The 21,098-nt window shown below is 63.2% G+C and carries 15 protein-coding genes; 4 read left to right on the forward strand and 11 right to left on the reverse strand.

Going from position 1 to position 21,098, the window contains the following annotated elements:
- Window positions 1-9: 9 nt before the first annotated feature.
- Window positions 10-1,209, forward strand: coding sequence for a PmoA family protein (locus KF712_11950; protein MBX3741698.1), 1,200 nt, complete (start codon window positions 10-12; stop codon window positions 1,207-1,209).
- 106 nt (window positions 1,210-1,315) lie between these two features.
- On the opposite strand, the gene KF712_11955 is transcribed toward KF712_11950, so the two are convergent.
- From KF712_11955 to trpD, 11 genes are all read right to left on the reverse strand, one after another.
- Entirely contained in the window at window positions 1,316-2,530 is a 1,215-nt protein-coding gene (locus KF712_11955; protein MBX3741699.1) for a glycoside hydrolase family 57 protein, read from the reverse strand.
- Between the two features lie 68 nt (window positions 2,531-2,598).
- Window positions 2,599-3,891, reverse strand: coding sequence for a glycosyltransferase (locus KF712_11960; GenBank protein ID MBX3741700.1), 1,293 nt, complete (start codon window positions 3,889-3,891; stop codon window positions 2,599-2,601).
- Between the two features lie 579 nt (window positions 3,892-4,470).
- Complete coding sequence (locus KF712_11965) at window positions 4,471-5,448, reverse strand: PmoA family protein (GenBank protein ID MBX3741701.1); 978 nt, start codon at window positions 5,446-5,448, stop codon at window positions 4,471-4,473.
- 32 nt (window positions 5,449-5,480) lie between these two features.
- Window positions 5,481-7,757, reverse strand: a complete 2,277-nt coding sequence (locus KF712_11970) for a hypothetical protein (GenBank protein ID MBX3741702.1) — start codon at window positions 7,755-7,757, stop codon at window positions 5,481-5,483.
- Between the two features lie 219 nt (window positions 7,758-7,976).
- A complete protein-coding gene (locus KF712_11975) occupies window positions 7,977-10,322 on the reverse strand; it encodes a hypothetical protein (protein MBX3741703.1) in 2,346 nt (781 codons plus the stop codon).
- A gap of 104 nt (window positions 10,323-10,426) precedes the next feature.
- On the reverse strand, window positions 10,427-11,323 hold the full coding sequence (gene sucD / locus KF712_11980; GenBank protein ID MBX3741704.1) for a succinate--CoA ligase subunit alpha: 897 nt from the start codon (window positions 11,321-11,323) through the stop codon (window positions 10,427-10,429).
- A gap of 31 nt (window positions 11,324-11,354) precedes the next feature.
- Window positions 11,355-11,756, reverse strand: coding sequence for a VOC family protein (locus tag KF712_11985; GenBank protein MBX3741705.1), 402 nt, complete (start codon window positions 11,754-11,756; stop codon window positions 11,355-11,357).
- 29 nt (window positions 11,757-11,785) lie between these two features.
- A complete protein-coding gene (sucC, locus tag KF712_11990) occupies window positions 11,786-12,967 on the reverse strand; it encodes an ADP-forming succinate--CoA ligase subunit beta (GenBank protein ID MBX3741706.1) in 1,182 nt (393 codons plus the stop codon).
- Between the two features lie 105 nt (window positions 12,968-13,072).
- The gene (locus KF712_11995; protein ID MBX3741707.1) at window positions 13,073-13,615 is read right to left on the reverse strand and encodes a GNAT family N-acetyltransferase; all 543 of its coding nucleotides are present in this window, start codon (window positions 13,613-13,615) and stop codon (window positions 13,073-13,075) included.
- Window positions 13,612-16,287 carry a 4-alpha-glucanotransferase gene (locus KF712_12000; protein ID MBX3741708.1) on the reverse strand — a complete coding sequence of 892 codons (2,676 nt, stop codon included), beginning with the start codon at window positions 16,285-16,287 and terminating at the stop codon, window positions 13,612-13,614. Before KF712_12000 ends, KF712_11995 begins: the two co-directional genes overlap by 4 nt.
- A 34-nt stretch (window positions 16,288-16,321) precedes the next feature.
- Entirely contained in the window at window positions 16,322-17,365 is a 1,044-nt protein-coding gene (gene trpD, locus KF712_12005) for an anthranilate phosphoribosyltransferase (GenBank protein MBX3741709.1), read from the reverse strand.
- A 278-nt stretch (window positions 17,366-17,643) separates the two neighbouring features.
- Here trpD and KF712_12010 point away from each other — a divergent pair, with 278 nt between their 5' ends.
- The 3 genes from KF712_12010 to KF712_12020 all read left to right on the forward strand — a co-directional run bounded on the left by KF712_12010 (window position 17,644) and on the right by KF712_12020 (window position 21,095).
- Window positions 17,644-18,096 carry a hypothetical protein gene (locus tag KF712_12010; GenBank protein ID MBX3741710.1) on the forward strand — a complete coding sequence of 151 codons (453 nt, stop codon included), beginning with the start codon at window positions 17,644-17,646 and terminating at the stop codon, window positions 18,094-18,096.
- Between the two features lie 192 nt (window positions 18,097-18,288).
- A complete protein-coding gene (locus KF712_12015; GenBank protein ID MBX3741711.1) occupies window positions 18,289-20,448 on the forward strand; it encodes a tetratricopeptide repeat protein in 2,160 nt (719 codons plus the stop codon).
- A complete protein-coding gene (locus tag KF712_12020) occupies window positions 20,445-21,095 on the forward strand; it encodes a hypothetical protein (GenBank protein ID MBX3741712.1) in 651 nt (216 codons plus the stop codon). The genes KF712_12015 and KF712_12020 overlap by 4 nt, the downstream gene beginning before the upstream one ends.
- The last annotated feature ends 3 nt before the right edge of the window (window positions 21,096-21,098 follow it).

Here is a 21,098-nt window from a genome sequence, read left to right on the forward strand (position 1 = left end):
GTGACGGAAATGAAACCCGTGTTCCCCGCCCTTCCCGCTCTCGCGCTGGTGCTCTCCGTGCAACCGGTGTACGCCCATAAACTGGAGATCGATACCGGGGATTTCGCCCGCAGGGCAAGTATCGTGACGCTGCACCGGCCAGCCGCTTCCGCCGGAGGGACCGGTGGTGTGCTACAGTCGGATGATGGAAGAATCCGGCTCCCTTACCAGTCCGGGAGTGACGGAAAAATCACGTTCATACTACCTGCATTGGGGGCTCACCAGAAGCTGGAATTGTCCATGGTGGAGGGGGAAAACTTCCCAAACAAAGCGGTGGCAGCAAAGGAGGATGACCGCATCCAGCTCAGCGTCCGGGGAAAGAATGTGGCCGCCTACCAGACCACCGCCCGCACATCCCCACGGGAGAATCTCGATCCCAAGTTCCTGCGAGGCGGCTATCTCCACCCGCTGAGGACTCCTTCCGGAAAGATCGTCACGGATGACTACGCGCTCAACCACCTCCACCACCACGGGATCTGGACCGCGTGGACGAAGACCCGCTTCGATGGACGGGAGCCGGATTTCTGGAACATGGGACAAGGCAAGGGAAAGGTCGATTTCGTCTCACTCGGCAAGAGCTGGAGCGGTCCGGTCGAGACGGGTCTGACCGCCCTCCAGAAGTTCACCGATCTCACCAGCGGCCCGCCGGTCGATGTGCTGGATGAAACATGGACCGTCAGGACCTACGACACCGGAGCCACCTACCACATCATCGACCTGGACAGCATCCAGACCACCACCGGGGACAAGCCGCTGGACCTTCCCATCTACCACTACGGCGGCATCGGCATCCGCGGACTGGAAGGATGGAACGGAAAGGATGCCGCACGCTTTGTCACCTCCGCGAACATCACCGACCGCAACAAGGCCAACAGCCAGCCCGCCCACTGGATCGCCATGAGCGGAGAGGCTGCGGAAGGAGGAACCGCCGGCCTCGCCATCCTCTCCCATCCGGACAACTTCCGCGCACCACAGCCGGTCCGCATCCATCCGAACGAGCCGTTCATCAGCTTCGCGCCGCAGACGAAAGAAGGCATGTCCATCAAGCCGGGTGAATCCTACCACTCCCGCTACCGTTTCATCATCTTCGACGGGGAGGCTGACGCGGAACTGATCGAACGGCTCTGGCAGGACTACGCCCATCCCGTCACCGCGACGTGGAAGAAGTAGCGGCGTGGAACCAAGGCATCACTGGGACCGCGGGATTTATCCCGCCCCGGAGAATCCTGTCTTTGCGAAGCCAAGCTGGATGAAGTCCGCGCTCCACTCCACCCCATCACAGCGGCTTCGGGATCGACCGCATGCCCATCTTCTCCTGCGCCCGCCGCAGGCGGATCTGGAGGTCCGCCAGCACGTTCATGAAGTAGATGTAGCCATCGTATGGCCCCGCATACGGGCTGAAATACGAATGCACATTCCCGTCCGTGCCGCCCTTCGTGGACATCCAGTAGAAGTGGTCGGACGTCTGCATCTTCGCCCAGGTATGGGTGAGGTCCGGATCCTTCACCGCCAGGATCTCCTGCTCCAGACGGTGCACCTTCGCGATGGCCTCCTGCTGCAGGATGTTACCCATCCAGGCGGAGAGATCCCGTTCGGCATCCGCCCATGAGGTGATGAAGTGGCAGTCATACTCACGCGACGCGCGGTAGAACTCCACCGCTTCCATCGGCGTCACGAACTGCGCGCCCGCCTCGATGACCGCCTCCGGCAGCTTCTCCCAGAAGTCGAAGATACCCGTCTCCTCCCACTGATGCTCGCCGATCGACTCGTAGTCCAGGAACAGGTTCACCACATCCCCCGGCGATTCCATCACCCACTGCGCGAACTTCTCCGGAGTCAGCGGATAGTCCTTCCAGCTCTTGTCGGAAAAACGGAAGCCAAGATCGTCCGAAAGCCCCGTGTTGCGGAGCAGCGTCTTCACCCGCGCCGTGGTGGGCGCGCGGTAGAGGAAATTCGGCGACTGCCCGTTGAGCGTCCACTCCACGCCTTCCGCGATCACGCCGTCGAAGCCCATGGTCTCCACCTTCGCGGCGATGGCGTTGTTGTAGATCAGCTCCGTGTTCCGGAAAACCCGCGGCCTCACCGCGAACACGTCACCAATCTTGTCCAGGTGCATCTCCACCTGCCGCTCGAACTCCCTGTTCGAATGCACGAAAGCGAGCGAGTGGTAATACGTCTCCGCAAGGATCTCCACCCCGCCCGTCGCCACCAGTTCCTGGAACGACTCCAGGACATCCGGCCGGTACTGCTCCAACTGCTCGATGACCGTTCCGCTGATCGACATGGCCATGCGGAAGCGTCCTTCGCTTTCCTCGATCAGCCTTTTGAACATGCGGTTCGCCGGGAGATAGCACTTCTCCGCGACCTTGTTCAGGATGGAGGCGTTCAGCCCGTCATCCTCATACAGCGCGTGTTCCCCGATGCGGAAAAAATCGTACGGCACCAGCCGGTTCGGCTGGTGGACTTGGAAATAGAGGCAGACGTCAGGCATGGTTTTCGGGTGAACACCGGCCGCGGGCAGCCAGCCGGGAATTCTTCTGGAACATCTCTCTCATCACTTTACGTCGTCACCTCACGGTAAATATCGACCACCTTCGAGGCGGCGGCGTCCCACGTGGAGGCGGCGATGTCCTGCTTTGCCTGCTCCACCACGCGCTCCCTCATTTCATCGTCGGTGAGGAGGTCGTTGATGTGTTTCGCCATCAGCTCCACATCCCAGAAGTCAGCCACCAACGCGCCCTGGAGCACCTCCGCGACGCCGGATTGCTTCGAGATCACCGCCGGGATGCCGAACTGCGCGGCCTCCAGCGCGGACAGCCCGAACGGCTCCGACACGGACGGCATGCAATAGACATCCGTCATGGACAACAGGTCGTTGACCTTCTCCTTGTTCAGGAATCCGGTGAAATGGAAATGCCCGCCGAGACCGCGGAACGCGCCGGTCTCGATCAGCGGCCTGAGCTTCTCCCCCGTGCCCGCGACCACGAAGCGGACGTCCCGGTTTTTCTCCAGCACCTTCGTCGCGATCTCCAGGAAGAACTCCGGTCCCTTCTGCGCCGTCAGCCGCCCCAGGAACAGGACCAGCTTCTCCGGGAACTTTTTCTTCGTGACGAAGACATCCACCGGATCCGCCCCGTTATGGACCGGCCGGACCTTCGCCGGATCGATGCCATAGTGCCCGACTACGATGTCTCCCGTATATCCGCTCACGGGGATGACGCGGTCCGCCTGCTCCATCCCGTATTTCTCGATGTCGTAGATCCACCCGCGCGCATCCGCACCGGCGCGGTCGTACTGGGACGCGTGGAGATGCACCACCAGCGGCTTTCCGGTGGCCTTCTTCACCTCCACCCCGGCCAGGAAGGTCATCCAGTCATGCGCGTGGATGACGTCGAAGTCCTCCAGCAGCGCGAGCTTCGCCGCCACCTTGGAGAACTCCACCACCTTGTTGCCCAGGTCCGGCCCATACAGCTCACCGAGCTTGAATGAGTCGAGCTGATGACGCGTGGTCTCTGAAAACGTGATCTCCCCTTCCGGCGTGCGGTCGAGCACCGCAGTCGTCTGTTCCTCCGTCGAGTAGGGGTCCAGGAAGATCGGCACATTGCGCACCTGGGCGAAGCTCTCGTAGCGGTATTTCCCCTCCACCGTCTTGAGCTGGTCGATCGAAAGCTGGTTCAGACCCCGCAGATCGAAACCGTCGAAGGAGGCGTCCGGAGCGGCCTTCGGCACGATCACCGTCAGATCAACGTGCTTCGAAAGCGCCTTGGATAAACCCAGGCAGGCAACCCCGAGGCCGCCGTTGATCAGAGGTGGAAATTCCCAGCCGAGTTTGAGGACACGCAAACGCTTCATGTTCCGGAACCCGCCGTGGTGGCAAGTGGTTCAATGCGAATAACTCCACGGCGCGCTGCATCGGTAGCATACAACGGGCCAAGATCCAGCTTCGTTGGGAAACAACATTGATTCCTTATCATCCACCACACACCGGGAGATCCGCCCGATCATATCACGCAATTCCGCTCACCCGCCGCGCAAAACGTAGATCCCAACGGAGCGCGGACTTCAGTCCGCCTGGCTTCGCAAAGATCCGATTCTCCGGGGCGGGATGAATCCCGCGGTCCCAGTCATGCCAACGCGGCGTAGCGCAATGGCTGCGCCATTCGGATCGGGAGGGTGCGGCCGACGGTATTCTTTTGGCAGGGACGGTTTTCCAAACCGTCAGGCGGGGTGGATCTCCATCATCCCGCGATTCCGGTTTCCTGATGACCTCGCGCGGTTTGTTCCCCATGCGGCCCCGCAGGGAGGAAGGTGTGCTCTCCCCGCCGTCGTGGCGCAGCCACGCCGCTACGGTCATCATCCGGATGTGCTTCTCCGGCTCCCAAAGACAGCGAGCCGGATTCTCCGGGGCGGCCTGAAGTCCGCGCTCCATCCTCACTTCTTCGGCGCGGGGGCGGCTTTCGCCTTGGACTCGGTCAACGTCGTCGCCGGCACCGGATCGGACTTTCCGGTGAAAGCATTCGCCTGCTCCTGCACCCAGGCGGCCTCGGGGAGCTGGCCTTCACCGACCACGAAGCGGACCTTCAGGGTGAGCGGGGATTCCTTCTGCACGGCGGTTTTGTAAAACGCACCGAACCGGCCGTAGTCCCGGTAGGCGGAGAAGCGCGTGCCCGTGGGGTTCTCCGGATGATTCAGAAAGGCGACGTTGTAGGTCTTCCCGCGCAGGACGTAGGACTCCACCACCCACGGGTAGTCCAGGTCCTTCATCGGCACGGCGTCCGCCTTCGGGAAAAGGAAGCGCGTCTTCGCACGGTCCACCTCATTCGCCGGGCGGAACTGCAGGCCCGCGTGTTCCGGATCTCCCTCCAGTTTCGCCTCGCCAGCAACCGCCGTGAGCGTCGAGCTGAAATCCACCAGCAGGTAGGCGGGAGCCGCAGCCTTGCGGAACGTCATCGTGCGGCGCTCCTCCAGCAAGGTCGCACCGGATTTCCCCTTCCACGTCACCAGCGAGGTGACGCTGGCGCCGGTGTCGTCCACCTTCTCGTCCACGAACTTCTGGTGCAGTTGTTCGCTGCCCTTCATGTGCCACAGGTCGTCCGCCTTTCCATCGACCGTCAGCTTGTTCCAGCCGATGAAGATGCCACGGTGGTGGGGAAGCTCACCGCCCGGTCCCTTTGTGATCGTCTCCTTCCCCTCCGCGTCGAACACATGGAGGTAGGTCTTCGCCGTGTCGAAATCGACGTTCTTCGACGACTTGTCCCGGCCATACATGTAGCGGCCCACCAGTCGGCCATCCTCCAGGATATCCAGATGGCCCTCCGCCGGAGAGTCCTTCACGGAAAATGCGGCGGCAGCGGGGCAGACCATTGCCGCGCACGCGGCGGCCAGGCAGAGGAGGCTATGGGTTTTCATCGTGCCCACATACCCCCTTCCGCCGCCGGATCTTACGGATTCGCCACCTTCAGCCGGAAGAACTTCCGTTCCTCCGTCCCCACCGGCACGCGGAACGACTTCGCATCCCCCACGCTCAGGTCCTCCGCAGGATGCCAGTCGTCCCCACCCATCGTCTCCGACCACTCCGCGGAGTAGGTGATGCCGGTGACAGCAGCCGGTTTCGTGAAACTGATGCCGTAGGCGGACCCGGCTGCCTGCCATGAAGGATAGGCCGGCAGACCTGCGGTTTTGGGATCGGAAGCGAAGGCGTACTCCACCAGATTCCGGTGGCCGTCCCTGTCGAAGTCCTGGGAATCCGCGCCGCTCCCCTCGTTCAGGGGTGCACCGAAGTTGGCGGTCCGCCACTCCTCCACGGCGGTGGGGCCACGGCCGAACAGCTTGCTCTCCCGGATCAGGCCGAAGCCCCGGCTGGAAAGGACGCTGCCACCACTGGCACGCACGAAGCCATGGGAAGGCAGGGACACCGGACCGAGAATCCAACTGTCCCCGGACCGTTCAGGGGAACCCAGCACCGTCCAGCTATGGCCGCTGTCGGTGGAAACCGAAAATGTAACCGCAGAGAGAGCGGGAGCGGATCCACTACGCCTCCACCGCAACGTGTTGCCTCCCTCGATGCCGAACTCCGCGACGCACGACCGGTTCCGGAGCTTCGCGAACCCCCTCCGGCTCTCGCTGCCGATCGACTGAAATTGTCCCGCTACGAAAACCGATCCATCCGCAGCCAGTGACATTCCCGTGATCACGTTGCCGCTGCCAGCAGGAGCGAAGCCCCGGTCCAGGGTGCCATCCGGATTCAGCCTGGCCACACAGGGACGGGCCGCTCCGTCAATGCTGATGAATGTGCCGCTGATGATGACGCCGCCGTCTTCCTGCACCGCGACGCAGGACACGGCCTCACTTGCCGCAAAGGCGGCACCTGCGAAACCGGAATCGAGGGTGCCATCCGCATTCAACCGCGCCACCCGTTTCCGCGCCACACCGCCCACCACGTCGAAGTGGCCGCCGACGATGATCTTTCCGTCATTCTGGATGGCGATGGCCGTGACGGATGCCACATCCGCCGTGAAGGTGGAATCCAGAGTCCCGTCCGCGTTGTAACGCCTGACCCGGTCGGTGTTCGCTACGATTTTCCCGTCATCCTGCACCGCGAAACTGTTGAACGGACTGCTCACGGGAGTTTCCGTGAAAGTCCCGTCGATGGAGCCATCGACATTCAGTCTGCGGAGCATCCCCGGGTTGATGAGGACTTTCCCATCCGGCAGCGACACGACACGCAAACCGTGGCTGAAGCCGGAGATGGGGGCAAACGAGGAGTCCAATGAACCATCCACATTCAGACGCGCCAGACCCGGCATGGGGATGCCGTTGACCGTCTCGAAATAGCCGCAGATGAGGATTCTGCCAGACGGATCGACTGCGACGGAGTCCGCGACGTCATCCAAGGAGCAGAGGAAACTGGGATCGACAGAGCCATCCGCATTCAACCGGACGATCCGCTCCCTACGATGAACACCTACCATGCTGAATCTCCCGGTCACGATCACTTTTCCATCCCCCTGGATTGCAACCGTTCCCCCGCTGCCATCCAGCCTCGCGTCGAAATCCGCGAACGCGGTTCCCATTGCCATGGAAAGCGTCATGGTGGAGATCCGGGCCGGAGGTGGCCCTTGCTGGAAGGAGGCACGGTAGGGGAAAAGCGCTCCCTGATAATTGCCATATACAATCCCCCCAGCACTGACATTCGTGCTGAATTCCGGCGACATTTGGTAAGTGATGGCCTGATCCGTCGGCAGAAAGTTCAGCGTCATGATGCCAAAGTCATAGACCCGGCCGGAAGGCCCCGGACCCACGCTCTGTATCCCCGAAGGATCGTTCACAATCGGTGAGAACGTCATGCTGCCGGTGCCGCTGAGATCCAGCGTAGTCTCTTGGACGCTGGGAGCGGATGAGGAAATCCGCAGGACCGCCTGCCGGGATCCGAGTTCCTGCGGGGCGAACCTGATCCGCGCGGTCACAGACGAAGACGCGGGAATGGTTGTCGCGGAAAGGTTGGTGACGGAGAAATCCACCGCTGCCGTGCCCTCCGCTGTCGCGGACAGTCCTCCAACCGCCACAGTGCCGGTATTCTCGATGCGGATGTCGATGAACCTGGGATCGATGATGGCGGTCTCTCCCGCAGCCCATGAGGTCACCACATCTCCTGCGCTATTCTTCACCACCAGGTCAGCCATGCTGACGGGGGCCACAGCGATGACCGCAGAGGCCAAGACGAACAATGGAAACCAATGGGATCGAAAAGTCATAACTGGAACGGCGAGCGTCGATCCATGTCACATATCATCCGTGCAGCCCACATAAAAAGGCCGGTTCACGGGAACTCCACGGAGTTTCCCACGAACCGGCCGCAAACCTTGCGCTATGGAAAAACTTACTTGCCCCAACGCTCGAGCAGCGTGCTGGCCATCACGCTCGGCGTTTCAACATCATCACGGATTCTCCACCCTCAGCCGGAAAAATTTCCGATCCTCCGGCCCGAAAGGAATCCGGAAGATATTCCGGGTCCCATCACCGACAGTCTCCCCGGGATGCCAGTCGTCCGCGCGCATGGTTTCCGACCACTCCGGGTGATAGGTGATGCCCCCAACGGTCAGGTATTTCGGAAAGATGAGCTCATAGCCATCCTCTGTCTTCTGCCAGACCGGGAACAGGTGCGCGTCCGGCAGCTTGGGATTCAGGGCAAAGGCATACTCGAGGAGGTTGCTGATGCCATCCCGATCATGATCGAAACCATCCGCACTCACTCCCTCGTTCAGGGGTGATCCGAGCTGCACCTGCCTCCACGTTTCCAGAGCCGTCAGATTCCGCCCGTGGATGATCGTCTCCCGGATCGCAGCGTAGCCCCGGTTTGAAGCAAGCCCCACTCCCCTCGCCCGGAGAAATCCAGTTCCGGGAGAAAGACCGCCATCCAGAACCCATCCATCCGCAACACGGCTTCCTTCTCCCAGTCTGCTCCACGTCACTCCCCCATCGGCGGAGTTTTCAAATACCACCGCCTGCAGCTCGGGAACCGCTCCAGTCCGGGTCCATTTCAGGCCCCCACTTCCCGCAGGGAGGAGGTCCGAAACCCCGGGATGATTGCGGAGCTTGAGGAGTCCATTACCAGGTCCAAATGACCCGTTGACGAACACGGAACCGTCGGCACCCATGGAGAGACCAGTCACCTGGAGATGCATCGTAGGTGCGGCGAATGTCACATCATCCGCTCCATCAGCCTCCATACGGGTGAGGCGCGATGAGCCCCAACGGAGGTCATTGCTGGCAGTACCACCTATCAGAATCCTGCCATCGGCTTGGAGAAGAATGCAGTGTATCCAAACCAAACCAAGCGGACCGGGCACGAAAGCCTCATCCAGCGAACCGTCCGGATGTAATCTTGCCACTCCCTTGGCTTGCGCTCGTCCGTTCACCAAGTTGAACCCACCGGCAATCAGCAGCTTCCCGTCCGGCTGGACGATGATCGCCGAAACATTCGCGTTGGTGCTTCCTTGAAAACCGGTGTCCAGAGAGCCATCCGGGTGGAGACGGCACAGGTAACGCGCGGTGTCCCCAATCGTCATGACGCCGCCGACCAAAACTCCACCGTCCGCTTCCTCCGCCAAGCTGTAGATGGCAGTCGAACTGGTGATACCGGCATCGAACGAATGGTCCACCGATCCGTCCGGATGCAGCAGGAGAAGCCCGGAACCGTTGCCTCCGGATACAGGGGAAGGCCCCCCGGCGAGGATTTTCCCATCCTTCATGCCCAGGACCCGGGCCACTTGAACATCCACGGGAGGAACGAACCCCTCATCCAGCGAACCGTCCGGATGGAGGCGCGCCAAGCCTGACCTGACCACCCCGTTCACCTTGGAAAATGGCCCCGCCATCAGAATTTTTCCGTCCTCCTGGAGAAAAACGCAGGCGGCAATCCCATCTGCAGCGGCCACAAATGTCGTGTCGATGGACCCATCCGGATGCAATCGGGCGATCCGTTGGTTTCCCGTTCCGCCCGGATTCAGGAAGCCTCCGGTTACAATCAACCTGCCGTCAGGTTGGACAGCCACTGTCCCTCCCCCGGTGTTGAGCGGATGATTGAAGGAGGTATCCTGCTGACCCGTCACGGAGGATAACGCAAGCACCCAAGTGTACCTGCCCGATAAATGCTGGCGGTAAGCCAGCTCATAAAGGTAGATTCTGTCCTGGTACCTCACCCTGACCGGATCAAAGTGGTTGGTGAACATCCCGCTGAAAATCCTGGCGATCAGAAGATCCCTGTGCGGGTCGGGAGGGAAATTGATGGTCACCTTACCTATCGAATAGCCCTGTGCGTTGAAGCTGACATGGACGGCTTCACTGTCAGGATACACGAAAATGGGTTCAAAAACCGTACTACCCGTACCCGCAAGATCCAGGAACACATTGGTGGAACCAGGATCGGAAGATCCCACGGAAAGCCGTGCCATCCTCAAGCCGAGAGCCTGCGGTTTGAAATACACATACGCGGTCACTGATGCCTTCGCCGGGATGGAGGTCCCATAGATACCTCCGATGCTGAAGTCCCCCGCCGCCGGTCCGGTGAACGAAACAAGATTTCCCACGGGGGTCGTGCCGGTATTCTCAATACGTATTTCGATGGACCGGGGATCGTCCTTGATGGTCGATCCCGCATCCAAGGAGGTGATCACCTCCCCCGCCGTGTTCCTGATCACCAGATCCGCCATGCTGGCGGGTGCCAGCAAGATGGCCGCAACGGCGATGACAAACAATGGCAGCCAACGGGAGGGGGAAATCATAACCGACGTCGATCAATCTCACATCCCATCCGTTCAGCCCACTTAAAAAAAGACCGGTCCACGTTTCCATGGACCGGCCGGAAGTGATGTGCGTGATGCGGAACTTACTTGCCCCAGCGCTCGAGCAGGGTGCTGGCCATCACGCTCGGCGTTTCCGCCACGGCGATGCCGCACTCGGCCAGGATGCGCTTCTTCGCCTGCGCGGTGTCCTCTTCACCACCGACGATGGCGCCGGCGTGGCCCATGCGGCGTCCGGGAGGTGCGGTCGCTCCGGCGATGAATCCGGCGATGGGCTTCTTGCAGTTGTCCTTCGCCCAGCGGGCGGCCTCGACCTCGGCGTTGCCGCCGATCTCACCGATGAGGATGATGGCCTCGGTCTCCGGGTCGTTGTTGAACATTTCCAGCACGTCGAGGTGGGAGGTGCCGTTGATAGGGTCGCCGCCGATGCCGACGAGCGTGCTCTGGCCATAGCCGAGCTGGGTGAGCTGGAACACGGCCTCATAGGTGAGGGTGCCGGAGCGGGAAACCACGCCGACGTTGCCGCGCTTGCAGATCTGGCTGGGGGTGATGCCGATGCGGCAGCCACCGTGGGATTTCTCACCGTAGCCGGGGGTGACCAGGCCGGGGCAGTTCGGGCCGATGAGGCGGGACTTCGAGCCGCGCATGGCTTCCTTCACGCGCATCATGTCCATGACCGGGATGCCCTCGGTGATGCAGACGATGAGGTCCACACCGGCGTCGTTCGCCTCCAGGATGGCGTCCGCGGCGAATGGCGGCGGGACGAAGATGGCGGAGGCGGTCGCTCCGGTTTCCTGCACGGCCTGGGAGACGGTGTCAAAGATCGGCACCACGTTCTCGAACTTCTGCCCGCCCTTGCCGGGGGTCACGCCCGCGACCAGCTTCGTGCCATAGGCCAGGGAAAGTTGCGCGTGGCGGGCGCCGAAGCTGCCGGTGATGCCCTGGACCAGGACCTTGGTGTTTTCGTCGATGAGGATGGACATGGCGGGAGTGGGAGATGCGTGTTGGAAAGTTTCAGTGCGAACCCTCGGGATGGTTCGTCTTCTTCTGGTGGATGGCGATGGTGTTGCCGGACGGGTCCGAAATCAGGGCCATGCGGCAGATCGGGAAATCCTGGATGGGCATGGCGATCTTGACGCCCGCGGCTTCCATTTTCGAGACAGCGGCGTCGAGGTCTTCCACCTCGAAGCAGGCGCCGCCGCCATGCTCGCTGGGTTGCCACTGGTCGTTCGCCTTCGTGATGGCGAGCGTGCCGCCACCGGGCACGCTGTACTCCACCCAGCCGACTTCGCCCTCGTGGTCGAAAACCATGCCTTCCGGCAGGCCGAGGATCTCACCGTAGAAGCGGCGGGACTCGGCGATGTCGTTCACCGAATAACCAACGAATGCGAGTTCCTTGATGCCGATGCCTGACATGGTCGTGGTGGGGTGGAGGGTTCTGCGGATCAGGCGACCGCGGCGACGATCTTCTCCGCGCCGTCCGCCATGGTGTCGGCGGAGGTGATGTTGAGGCCGGAGGCGGCGAGGGTGGCCTTGCCCGCCTCGACGTTGTTGCCTTCCAGGCGGACCACCAGCGGGATCGGCAGACCGGTTTCCTTCGCGGCGGCGATGACGCCTTCGGCGATGACGTTGCAGTCCATGATGCCGCCGAAGATGTTGATGAAGATGCCCTTCACGTTCGGGTCGGCGAGGATGATCTTGAAGGCCGCCGTGACCTGCTCCTTGGAAGCGCCGCCGCCCACGTCGAGGAAGTTGGCAGGATCACCACCGTAGTGCTTGATGATGTCCATGGTGGCCATCGCCAGACCCGCGCCGTTGACCAGACAGGCGATGTTTCCGTCCAGTCCGATGTAGTTCAGGTCATACTCGGAGGCGGCCACTTCGCGTGGATCCTCCTCGTCCTTGTCGCGCATGGCGACGATCTCCGGGTGGCGGAACAGGGCGTTGTCGTCGAAGCCGAACTTCGCGTCCAGCGCCAGCACGCGGCCATCCGGAGTGGTGACCAGCGGGTTGATCTCGACCATCGCGCAGTCGAGCGAGACAAAGAGCTTGTAGAGGTTGGAAAGGAGCTTGCCGAACTGCTTGGCGAGGTCTCCGGAAAGGCCGAGCGCGGCGGTCAGCTTCCGCACCTCATAGCCCTGCAGGCCGAGGATGGGGTGCACGAACTGGCGGATGATCTTCTCCGGGGTGTTGTGCGCCACGTCCTCGATGCTCATGCCGCCTTCCGTGGAAGCCACGATGACCGGACGGGAGGTGGCGCGGTCCATGAGGATGGCCAGGTAGTATTCGTGGGTGATGTCCACGGCTTCCGCCACCATCACCTTGCGGACCAGCTTTCCGGCATCACCGGTCTGGATGGTCACCAGCGTTTCGTTGAGCATCTTGCCGGCGAATTCCGCCGCCTGCTCCGGGGAGTCGATGAGGTGGACACCGCCCTGGAAGCCGTTCTTGAAATGACCCTTGCCGCGTCCGCCCGCGTGGACCTGCGCCTTGATGACCAGCTTCGCGCCGGCGAATTTCCTGGCGGCTTCCGCAGCTTCCTCCGGCGTGGAGGCGACCGCACCGATGGGGCTTGGAACGGAGAAACGGTCGAAAAGCTCTTTGGCCTGGTATTCGTGGATGTTCATGGCGCGGGGAAAAAAACTGGCTGCGGCGGGCAGCGAACCGCGCGAAAACTAGGATCTCCCCCCCGGACCGGTCAAGGCATCCCTCGTGATTTATTCCAATCCCCGCTAGGACTGGGATTCATCCCGGCCGGTTCCCGGACCCTCCTTCCGGTAAAGCACGTGCCTGACCAGCGGGTGGTCCGCCGGGACCTGCGGATGCGGGAAATCCTCCGCCGGATTCCGCACGAATCCCAGCCGCTCCATCAGCCGCCTGGACCGCAGGTTGCCCTCCGTCGTGAAGGAGACGAGTTCCGCCAACCCCAGCTCTCCGAACGCGAAATCCTCCGCCTGCCGGGCCGCCGCAAAGGCGATTCCCCGGCCCCAATATTCCGGACGGAAGCGCCAGGCGATCTCCACGCAGGGGGTGAACGCCGCCGTGAAGGTCGGCTCGTAAAGCCCGGTGAACCCGGCGAATTCCCCGTCCACCTCCACCGCCCACACTCCCCATCCCCGCCGGCCGATGTCCGCGCGGAAACGCTCCATCATCGCCTCCGATTCTGCGGCGGAGGAGGATTTCAGGAACCAACGCATCACCTCCGGGTCCGCGTTCATTTCCGCGAACCGTTCCAGATCGCCGTCCTGCCACTGCCTGAGCCGCACGCCGGTCATCTGCCGGACTCCCTCACCAGCCCGCCCAGCCGCGTGTTGAAACCCTCCGCCGCCGCCAGCGCCTCCACCTCCAGGTGCATGCGGTAGCGCCAGTAGTAGGGCATGATGGCGGGCACGTTGATCCTCTCCGATGCGGCGTCCGGGTGGCGCAGCGTCTCATCCATCGCCAGCAGGTCCTGCAGCGGAAAGACCGCCCACATGGCGGGCGAGTGCAGGTGCTGGCCGATGATCCGGGCCGCCATCCCCCCATCCAGATCCTCCGGTGGTGACGCGATGCCGAACATCTCCCATGAGAAATCCTTCGTCGCCTCCCGGTCCTCCGTCCACCACTCGCGCAGCGTCGGCATGTCGTGGGTGGACGGGCTGACCACGCTCATGTAGGGCGCGTCCGCGGGATTGAAAAACCGGCTGCCCGGTGCCTTCGGCATCCGCTGGATCTCCAGCGACAGGATGCCCGTTTCCTTCAGCACGCCCGGCACGCAGGCGGGGACCATGCCCAGGTCCTCCCCGCACAGCAGCATGTCACTGGCGCGGCGCATGGCGGGCAGTTTCTCATACCCCTGCGCCTGCCAGAAGTCCTCCTGCCTGCGGTAGAAATAGTCGTTGTAGAGGTCCTCCATCCGCGCCTTCGTGTCCGCCTCCAGCGCGGCGTAGCTGCGGGTGAGCTGCATGCCGCAGCGCGGGTGGTATTCCTCCCCACCGGACCCCGGCACCTCGAAAAACAGCACGTCGCTCACGCAGTCCAGCAGCGCCTCCCGCACCCGTCCGGTCAGGCCGTCCTCCGGCAGCAGGGTGATCTTCCGCTGCGTGTCCACCTCCGGCTTCAGCCGCCACGCGCCTTTCCCCCGGTCGTCCAGGAAGCGGGATTTCACCGCCTCCACATCCGCTCCGAAGCGTTCCTCCAGCGACTCCTCCCGCAGGTACGGCTCACAGAACCGCTCCTTGCCGAAGGGGATGCCCCGCTCCCAGATCTCGTCCGCATGGATCGCCAGCGCCGGGTCGAACCATCCCATGATGCCGTCCACCTGTTCATACGGCACCTGCCAGATCCGGAAGAAGCCCAGGATGTGGTCGATGCGGTAGGCGTCGAAATACCGGCTCAGGCGGGCAAAGCGCTCGCGCCACCAGGCGTAGCCGTCCTGTTTCATCAACCCCCAATTATAGGTCGGGAAGCCCCAGTTCTGCCCCTTCACCGCGAACGCATCCGGCGGCGCGCCGGTCTGCGCGCCCATGTGATACAGCTCCGGCGCGGACCACGCGTCCACGGACTCCCGGTCGATGCCGATGGGCAGGTCACCCTTCAGCGCGACGCCCTTCCCGTGCAGGTGGCGCACCGCATCCATGAGCTGGCGGTCCAGTTCGTATTGCAGCCACAGGTGCCACGCCATGGCATCCCAGTCGCCGCCACCCTCGCGCGCCATCTCCGCCACCCGGGCCGCGTCGTACGCCGCCCACTCCCCCCACTTCGAAAATTCCGCCGTCCCCTTCCGGTCACGCAGCAGGCAGAACGCCGCGTACGGCACCACCCACCCGCGGTTCCCCTCCACGAACGCCCTGAACCCGGCATCCGCGTGGATGGAACTACGGTGCGCATCGTAGGTCTCCCGCAGCAGGCCCGTCTTCGCCGCCATCACCCCCTCATGGTCCACCTGCGGCAGGCCGTTCAGCCTTTCCCGCGCCTCCCGCAGCCGCCGTTGGAAATCCTCCGGCATGCTGAAGCCCATGGCATCCACCCGCAGGTAGATGGGGTGCAGTGCGAACGCGCTGATGGCGGAGTAGGGATAGGAATCCGTCCAGGTATGGGAGGAAGTCGTGTCATTGACCGGCAGGATCTGGATCATCTTCAGTCCGGTCGATGCGGCCCAGTCCGCCAGCGGCTTCAGGTCCGCGAATTCCCCCACCCCCAGTCCATCCCGGCTGCGCAGGGAAAAGACCGGCACCGCCACTCCCGCTCCGCGGAAAAGCTGGCGCTCATCCCGCCGGTACGCCTCGTCACTGATCCGGGTGGACTGGTTCTCCGCCACCACCGGGCTGTGGAACCAGCGGTTCTCACCCTGCTCCACATCCACCAGCGCACCCCGCGACAGGTCATAGAGACCATATTTGTAATCCACATCCCGACCGGCGGGCATCCCCACCCGCACCTTCCACAGGTTCGGCGCGGTTTCCTTCATCACCAGCGCGCGGCCGGGATCCCAGCCACCGAGTTCCCGCGGCCCGCCCAGCAGGCAGACCGCCATGCCCTCCGGCACCGCCGCCATCCGCAGTTGGAAATCATGGTTCCCGCGGGCGTCCAGGTCCTCCACCACGCGCGGCCTGGTCACCGCATCGAACGCCTTCGTCTCATAGGCATGGTCCACCGTCCCGGCGGAGCACCACGTGTCCAGCGCCACCACCGCATCCTCGAACGCGCCGATCATCCGCGCCCCCCCCCATTCCTCCAGCTCCACCCCGTTCCCCTCCTGCCGGAAAACATAGCGGTAGGTGAACAGCAGGAATCCCGCGCTGGTGCTCCAGCCCGTCTCCCACTCCGTCTGCCACTGCGTCCCGCTGATCCAGCGCATCGGCAGCAGATGGTCGAACACCACGTCGCCCAGCTTCACCGAGATCCTCACCCACAGGCTCTGGCCAGCGACGGTGTGGTAGTTGACCCGGAAGACGATTTTTTTCATGAACGGTGGAACAGAGGGGGACGGAAAAATGATCTCAGACGGCGGCTTTCTGCAGGCGGCGCAGGCGGTCGAGCGCGGCACCGCTGGCGATCACCTCCCGCGACAACTCGATGCCGTCGCCGATGTGGTCCGCCAGACCGGCACAAGCAAGCGCCGCGCCGGAATTGAGCAAAACCATGTCCCGCTTCGCGCCCGTTTCCCGGCCTTCCAGGATGGCCTCCAGGATCGCGGCGTTCACCTTCGCGTCGCCGCCCCGCAGGTCCTCCGGGTCCACCCGGGCGAAGCCGAAGTCCTCCGGCGTGATCTCCTCGTCCTCCAGGTCCTGGTACGCACCCGCCTTGCAGATCCGCGTCGGCCCCATCAGGCTCACCTCATCGATCACGCGGCCATCGCTCACCGAGCCATGCACCGCCCACGCGCTGTCACGGCCCAGCCGCTGGAGGATCTCCGCGAAGGCCGGACAGAACTCCCGCGCGAACACCCCCACCAGCTGGCACTCCGGCCGCGCCGGATTCATCAGCGGGCCGATGATGTTGAAAATGGTCCTCACCCCGCGCCCTGCCAGCTCCTTCCGGATCGGCGCGACCGCCTTGAACGCCGGGTGATAGTTCGGCGCGAAAAGGAAGCCCACGCCCGCCTCCTGGATGCACTTCCGGAAGCCCTCCGGCGGCAGGTCGATCCGCACCCCCAGCGCCTCCAGCACATCCGCGCCGCCGCTTTTCGAGGTGATCCCGCGGTTCCCGTGCTTCAGCACCACGCCACCCGCCGCCGCCACGATGAACATGGCCGTGGAGGAAAAGTTGAACAGGTCCATCTTCGACCCACCCGTCCCGCAAACGTCGATGGTCGGCCCCTCCAGTTCCAGGTCCGCCACGCCCGGATCGACCGCATGCGCCAGGAACGCCTCCACGAACCCCGCGATCTCCGCCGGTGTCTCCCCCTTCTTCGACAGCGCCTCCAGCAGCCGTCCCTTTTTTTCATCCGGCACACCCGCGTCCAGCAAAAGCTCCGCCGCCACCTCCACCTCCCGTGGAGACAGCTCCTGCCCGTGTTCCAGATGATGAATCAAAGCGTCCATGGCCGACCTTAGCACGTGAACGGGTGACGCCGCAGGATTTTTTAACATCGAACATCGAACGTCCAACATTGAACATCGAAGTGAAGAGGGGCGGGTGGACCCGGGCGGGCAAGGATGGCAGATCAAGAGCCGGACGGCCATCTCGACCCTCCTTCCCTGTCGTCACTCCACCCACCCCTCTTCACTTCGATGTTCAATGTTGGACGTTCGATGTTGGATGTTCCCTCCCCCCAATCCTCCTTGCGCCCTGCCGGGCAGCCCGCTAGCCTACGGATCCCATGGTCCCTTGGTCTGCAAAATCCCCGTCCCTCGCAGCGGTGTTCGCTTTCTCACTGGCGATCCCGTTTTCCACCATCGGGACGACACACGCCCAGGAACCTGCTGCTGAAGAAGAAGCCCAGCCCGACCCGACCGACGTTTATTTCCAAGGCTTCAACGCCACCCGCGCCGCGGAGAAGCTGGAGCAGGCCGGTGATTTCATCGGCGCCGCCGAAAAGCTCGACGAGGCCAGGAAGTGCTTCGAAAGCATCCAGCGCGACCATCCGGACTGGAAGAAAGACATGGTCGCCGGGCGGATGGAAAGAGTCGGCCATGCCATCGCGGAGATCCGCCGGAAAGCAATGGAGCCGCTGAAGAACCTCAAAAAAGTCCCAGCCCGCGTGGAGCCCGCGCCGGACCCCGCCGAGCTCAAGGCGCTGGAGGAGACCATCAGACGCATGTCACGCGGCTAAAACCGCCGGCCGGACATTGAGCAGTACTCCCCTCTCTTCACTTCGATGTTCAATGTTGGACGTTTGAAGTTCGACGTTCCCTTTTCCCACCGCATCTAACACCCCGCAATCCTCCTTGCGCCCGCCGGGGAGGCCCGCTAGCCTCCGGCTCCCATGGTCCACCGGCCGGCAAAAACCCCATCCCTCGCAGCGGTGCTCCTCTTCTCGGCGGCGATCCCGTTTTTCGCCGTACAGACGACGCGCGCCCAGGACCCTCCTCCGGCGGCACCGGCCCAGTTCGACCCTTCTGACGTTTATTTCCAAGGCTACCTGGCCACCCGCGCAGCGGAAAAGCTGGAAGCGGACGGCGATTTCATCGGCGCGGCCGAAAAGCTCAACCAGGCCAGCAAGTTCTTCGAAAGCGTCCGCCGCTATTATCCGGACTGGAAAAAGGAAATGGTCGCCGGGCGTTCGGAAAAAACCACCGAATCCATCGCCAGCGTCCGCCCGAAGGCGGAAGAACAGCGCAAGAAGAACCAGGGTGCCGTGGCCGAGCTCGAAGGCGGTGCCCGCGCCGGTACCATGCCAGCCGCACCGGAAGACCCGAATCCCAACGTGCTGGCCGCGGATCCGCTGCTGAACCGCCGCCTCACGGAAGCGCTTCAGGAAGTCCAGCGCCTCCGGAACCAGATCGCCAATTCCAACCCGAACGAAGCCTCCCGCAACGCTTCCCGCGTCGGGGATCTGGAACGCCAGCGGGACTCCCTGGCCGCGCAGCTCCGCGCCGCGGAAACCAATGTCGAAAGCCTCCGCGCACGACTCACCACCTCTCCGGCGGAGAATGAATACAAGGCGCTCAACAAGCGCATCGAGGGTCTTGAAATGGAACGTGAGGGGATGGCCCGCGCGCTGGCACAGAGCCACGGCGCGCACCGTGACGCGCTCGACAAGATTTCCGGTTTGGAAAAGGACGTGTCCAGACTCCGGAAGGAATCCGCCGATCTGCGGCAGCAGCAGGTGGACTCCGAGCGGAACCTGACGAAGGAACGCGGCGTGGCCAACGAAGTCGTCGCCGGCCTCCGCCGCCAGCTCGACAACATGGAAAAGGCCCTCAAGTCGAAGGGCGACGAACTCGACAAGGCCAACCAGCGCATCGCCGGGCTGCAGGTGGAACTGGACCAGAGCCGCGCCGCCTTCAACGACCTGCGCACCGAGCGCGACGGACTCCTGCTGGAGCGCGACCAGATGGCCGCCCTCCTGAAACTCAACGAAGCGGGCCGCATCCAGCAGCTCATCGAGCAGAACATGGGTCTCGCCAAGCAGCTCCGCGAGGCGACCGAGAAAGTGGACCGTCTCGACCTCGACAACAACGCCACCAAGGACGAGCTGACCGAGACCCTCCGCGACCTGGCCATGGCCAAGGAACAGATCAACGCCTTCCGCAAGGAACGCATCAAGCAGGAGAAGCGCCTGGAGGAACTGCAGGCCCGCCTGAAGAACGAGGAAGGCGCGCTCGCCCGCGGCGAGGTCGCCGCGGATCCCGCCGAGGTCGAGATGCTGCGCGACATCATCAAACGCCAGATCCGCGCCCAGAACCACCGCAAGGAAGCCCGCGACATCCTGGTCGAGGCCGCGAAGAAGCTCGGCAGCCAGGATGAGAATGTCGCCCGCGCCATCGAGATGTTCGAGGGCGAGGAGATCCAGCTTTCCCCGGAGGAACAGAAACTCATCGCCGACCGGCAGGTGGACGGTGAATTCATCTCCCCCTTCGCCCGCGACCGCGCCACCGTGGAGGGAGCTACCCAGGGTCTGAAACGGGAGCTGGAAAGCTACGACCGCGCCGCCACCCGCGCCTTTGCCGCGGAACGCTACCACCCGGCGAAGGAGCTTTTCCAGATGGTCGTCGATGCCAACCCGGGCGACACCTCCGCGCTCTGCAAACTGGGCGTGATCCAGCTCAAACTGAACGACCTTGCCGGTGCGGACAATGCCTTCCGCCGCGCGATCGAGCTGGATGACACCAACCCCTACGCCCACATGATGCTGGGCCTGACGCTCCACAGCGCGGGCAACTCCGCGGAGGCGGAACAAAGGGTGGCCCGCTCCGTCGAACTCGCCCCGGACAGCTACAAGGCGCAGATGCTCCTCGGCTTCATCCAGTTCGAGCAGGGCAAGACCAGCGAGGCGGAATCCCACTTCAAGGCAGCCATCTCCGCCGATCCTGTCCTCAGCGATCCCTACATCAACCTCGCGCTCATCAGCGTGAAGAAGAAGAAGCTCGATGACGCGCGGAACTACTACCAGCAGGGACTGGAACGCGGTGCCCTGCCGGACCCCCGGCTTGAGAAACTCCTCGCCAGCTCCGCACCATGACACTTTCCCGGAACTTCCGCATCATCCTCGCGGCTCCGTTGCTTTTCCTGGCCTCCTGCGCCAGCGATGGCGGCGATGGCGGCGGCGACTCCGCCACCGGTGCCTCCGGCAGGCCCAGCTCCTCCAGTTCCAGTGACACAGGCTTCAAGCCCATGAGAGAGAGGATGAACGACATGATGGCCGGGCGCGACGGCGGCTACACCAAGGACGCCGACGGCAACTTCCTCCCCACTTCCAACAAGCGCAGCTCGTTCGAGCAAAACCGTGACTCCCCCCATTTCAAAGGGGACTACGCGAAGAAAAACTTCAAGACCAACGACTACTCCAAGAAGTCGTGGTGGGGGGACACCCAATACGAGAGCAAGAAATTCGGCGGCGACACGAACGGCAGCCGCTTCCAGACCAGCTCCCGGTTTCAGGACTCCGGTGCCCGTGAGGCGAACACCTCCGCCAAGCTGCCTGGCGCATACCGCACCAATCAATACGGCACCAGCGCCGCCCGCGAAGCCGGTGGCAACCGCCTCGGCAAGCCCTCCGACGCGGAAACCGACATCCGCCGCCGTGTCTATACCCCACCCGCCGTCGTGGACTGGCGCGAACAACGCTCCATGAGCATGGGCGAAACCAAAAGTTTCCTGGGTCGCTGAGAA

This window comes from Akkermansiaceae bacterium (assembly GCA_019634595.1).
GTDB lineage: Bacteria > Verrucomicrobiota > Verrucomicrobiia > Verrucomicrobiales > Akkermansiaceae > Luteolibacter.

Coding starts and splice junctions, on each gene's coding strand:
- KF712_11955 (MBX3741699.1), bottom strand. CDS start 2,530: ATGCCTGACGTCTGCCTCTATTTCCAAGTCCACCAGCCGAACCGGCTG.
- KF712_12010 (MBX3741710.1), top strand. CDS start 17,644: ATGGTCCCTTGGTCTGCAAAATCCCCGTCCCTCGCAGCGGTGTTCGCT.
- KF712_12020 (MBX3741712.1), top strand. CDS start 20,445: ATGACACTTTCCCGGAACTTCCGCATCATCCTCGCGGCTCCGTTGCTT.
- KF712_11995 (MBX3741707.1), bottom strand. CDS start 13,615: ATGACCGGCGTGCGGCTCAGGCAGTGGCAGGACGGCGATCTGGAACGG.
- KF712_11985 (MBX3741705.1), bottom strand. CDS start 11,756: ATGTCAGGCATCGGCATCAAGGAACTCGCATTCGTTGGTTATTCGGTG.
- KF712_11975 (MBX3741703.1), bottom strand. CDS start 10,322: ATGATTTCCCCCTCCCGTTGGCTGCCATTGTTTGTCATCGCCGTTGCG.
- trpD (MBX3741709.1), bottom strand. CDS start 17,365: ATGGACGCTTTGATTCATCATCTGGAACACGGGCAGGAGCTGTCTCCA.
- sucC (MBX3741706.1), bottom strand. CDS start 12,967: ATGAACATCCACGAATACCAGGCCAAAGAGCTTTTCGACCGTTTCTCC.
- sucD (MBX3741704.1), bottom strand. CDS start 11,323: ATGTCCATCCTCATCGACGAAAACACCAAGGTCCTGGTCCAGGGCATC.
- KF712_11950 (MBX3741698.1), top strand. CDS start 10: ATGAAACCCGTGTTCCCCGCCCTTCCCGCTCTCGCGCTGGTGCTCTCC.
- KF712_11960 (MBX3741700.1), bottom strand. CDS start 3,891: ATGAAGCGTTTGCGTGTCCTCAAACTCGGCTGGGAATTTCCACCTCTG.
- KF712_12000 (MBX3741708.1), bottom strand. CDS start 16,287: ATGAAAAAAATCGTCTTCCGGGTCAACTACCACACCGTCGCTGGCCAG.
- KF712_11965 (MBX3741701.1), bottom strand. CDS start 5,448: ATGAAAACCCATAGCCTCCTCTGCCTGGCCGCCGCGTGCGCGGCAATG.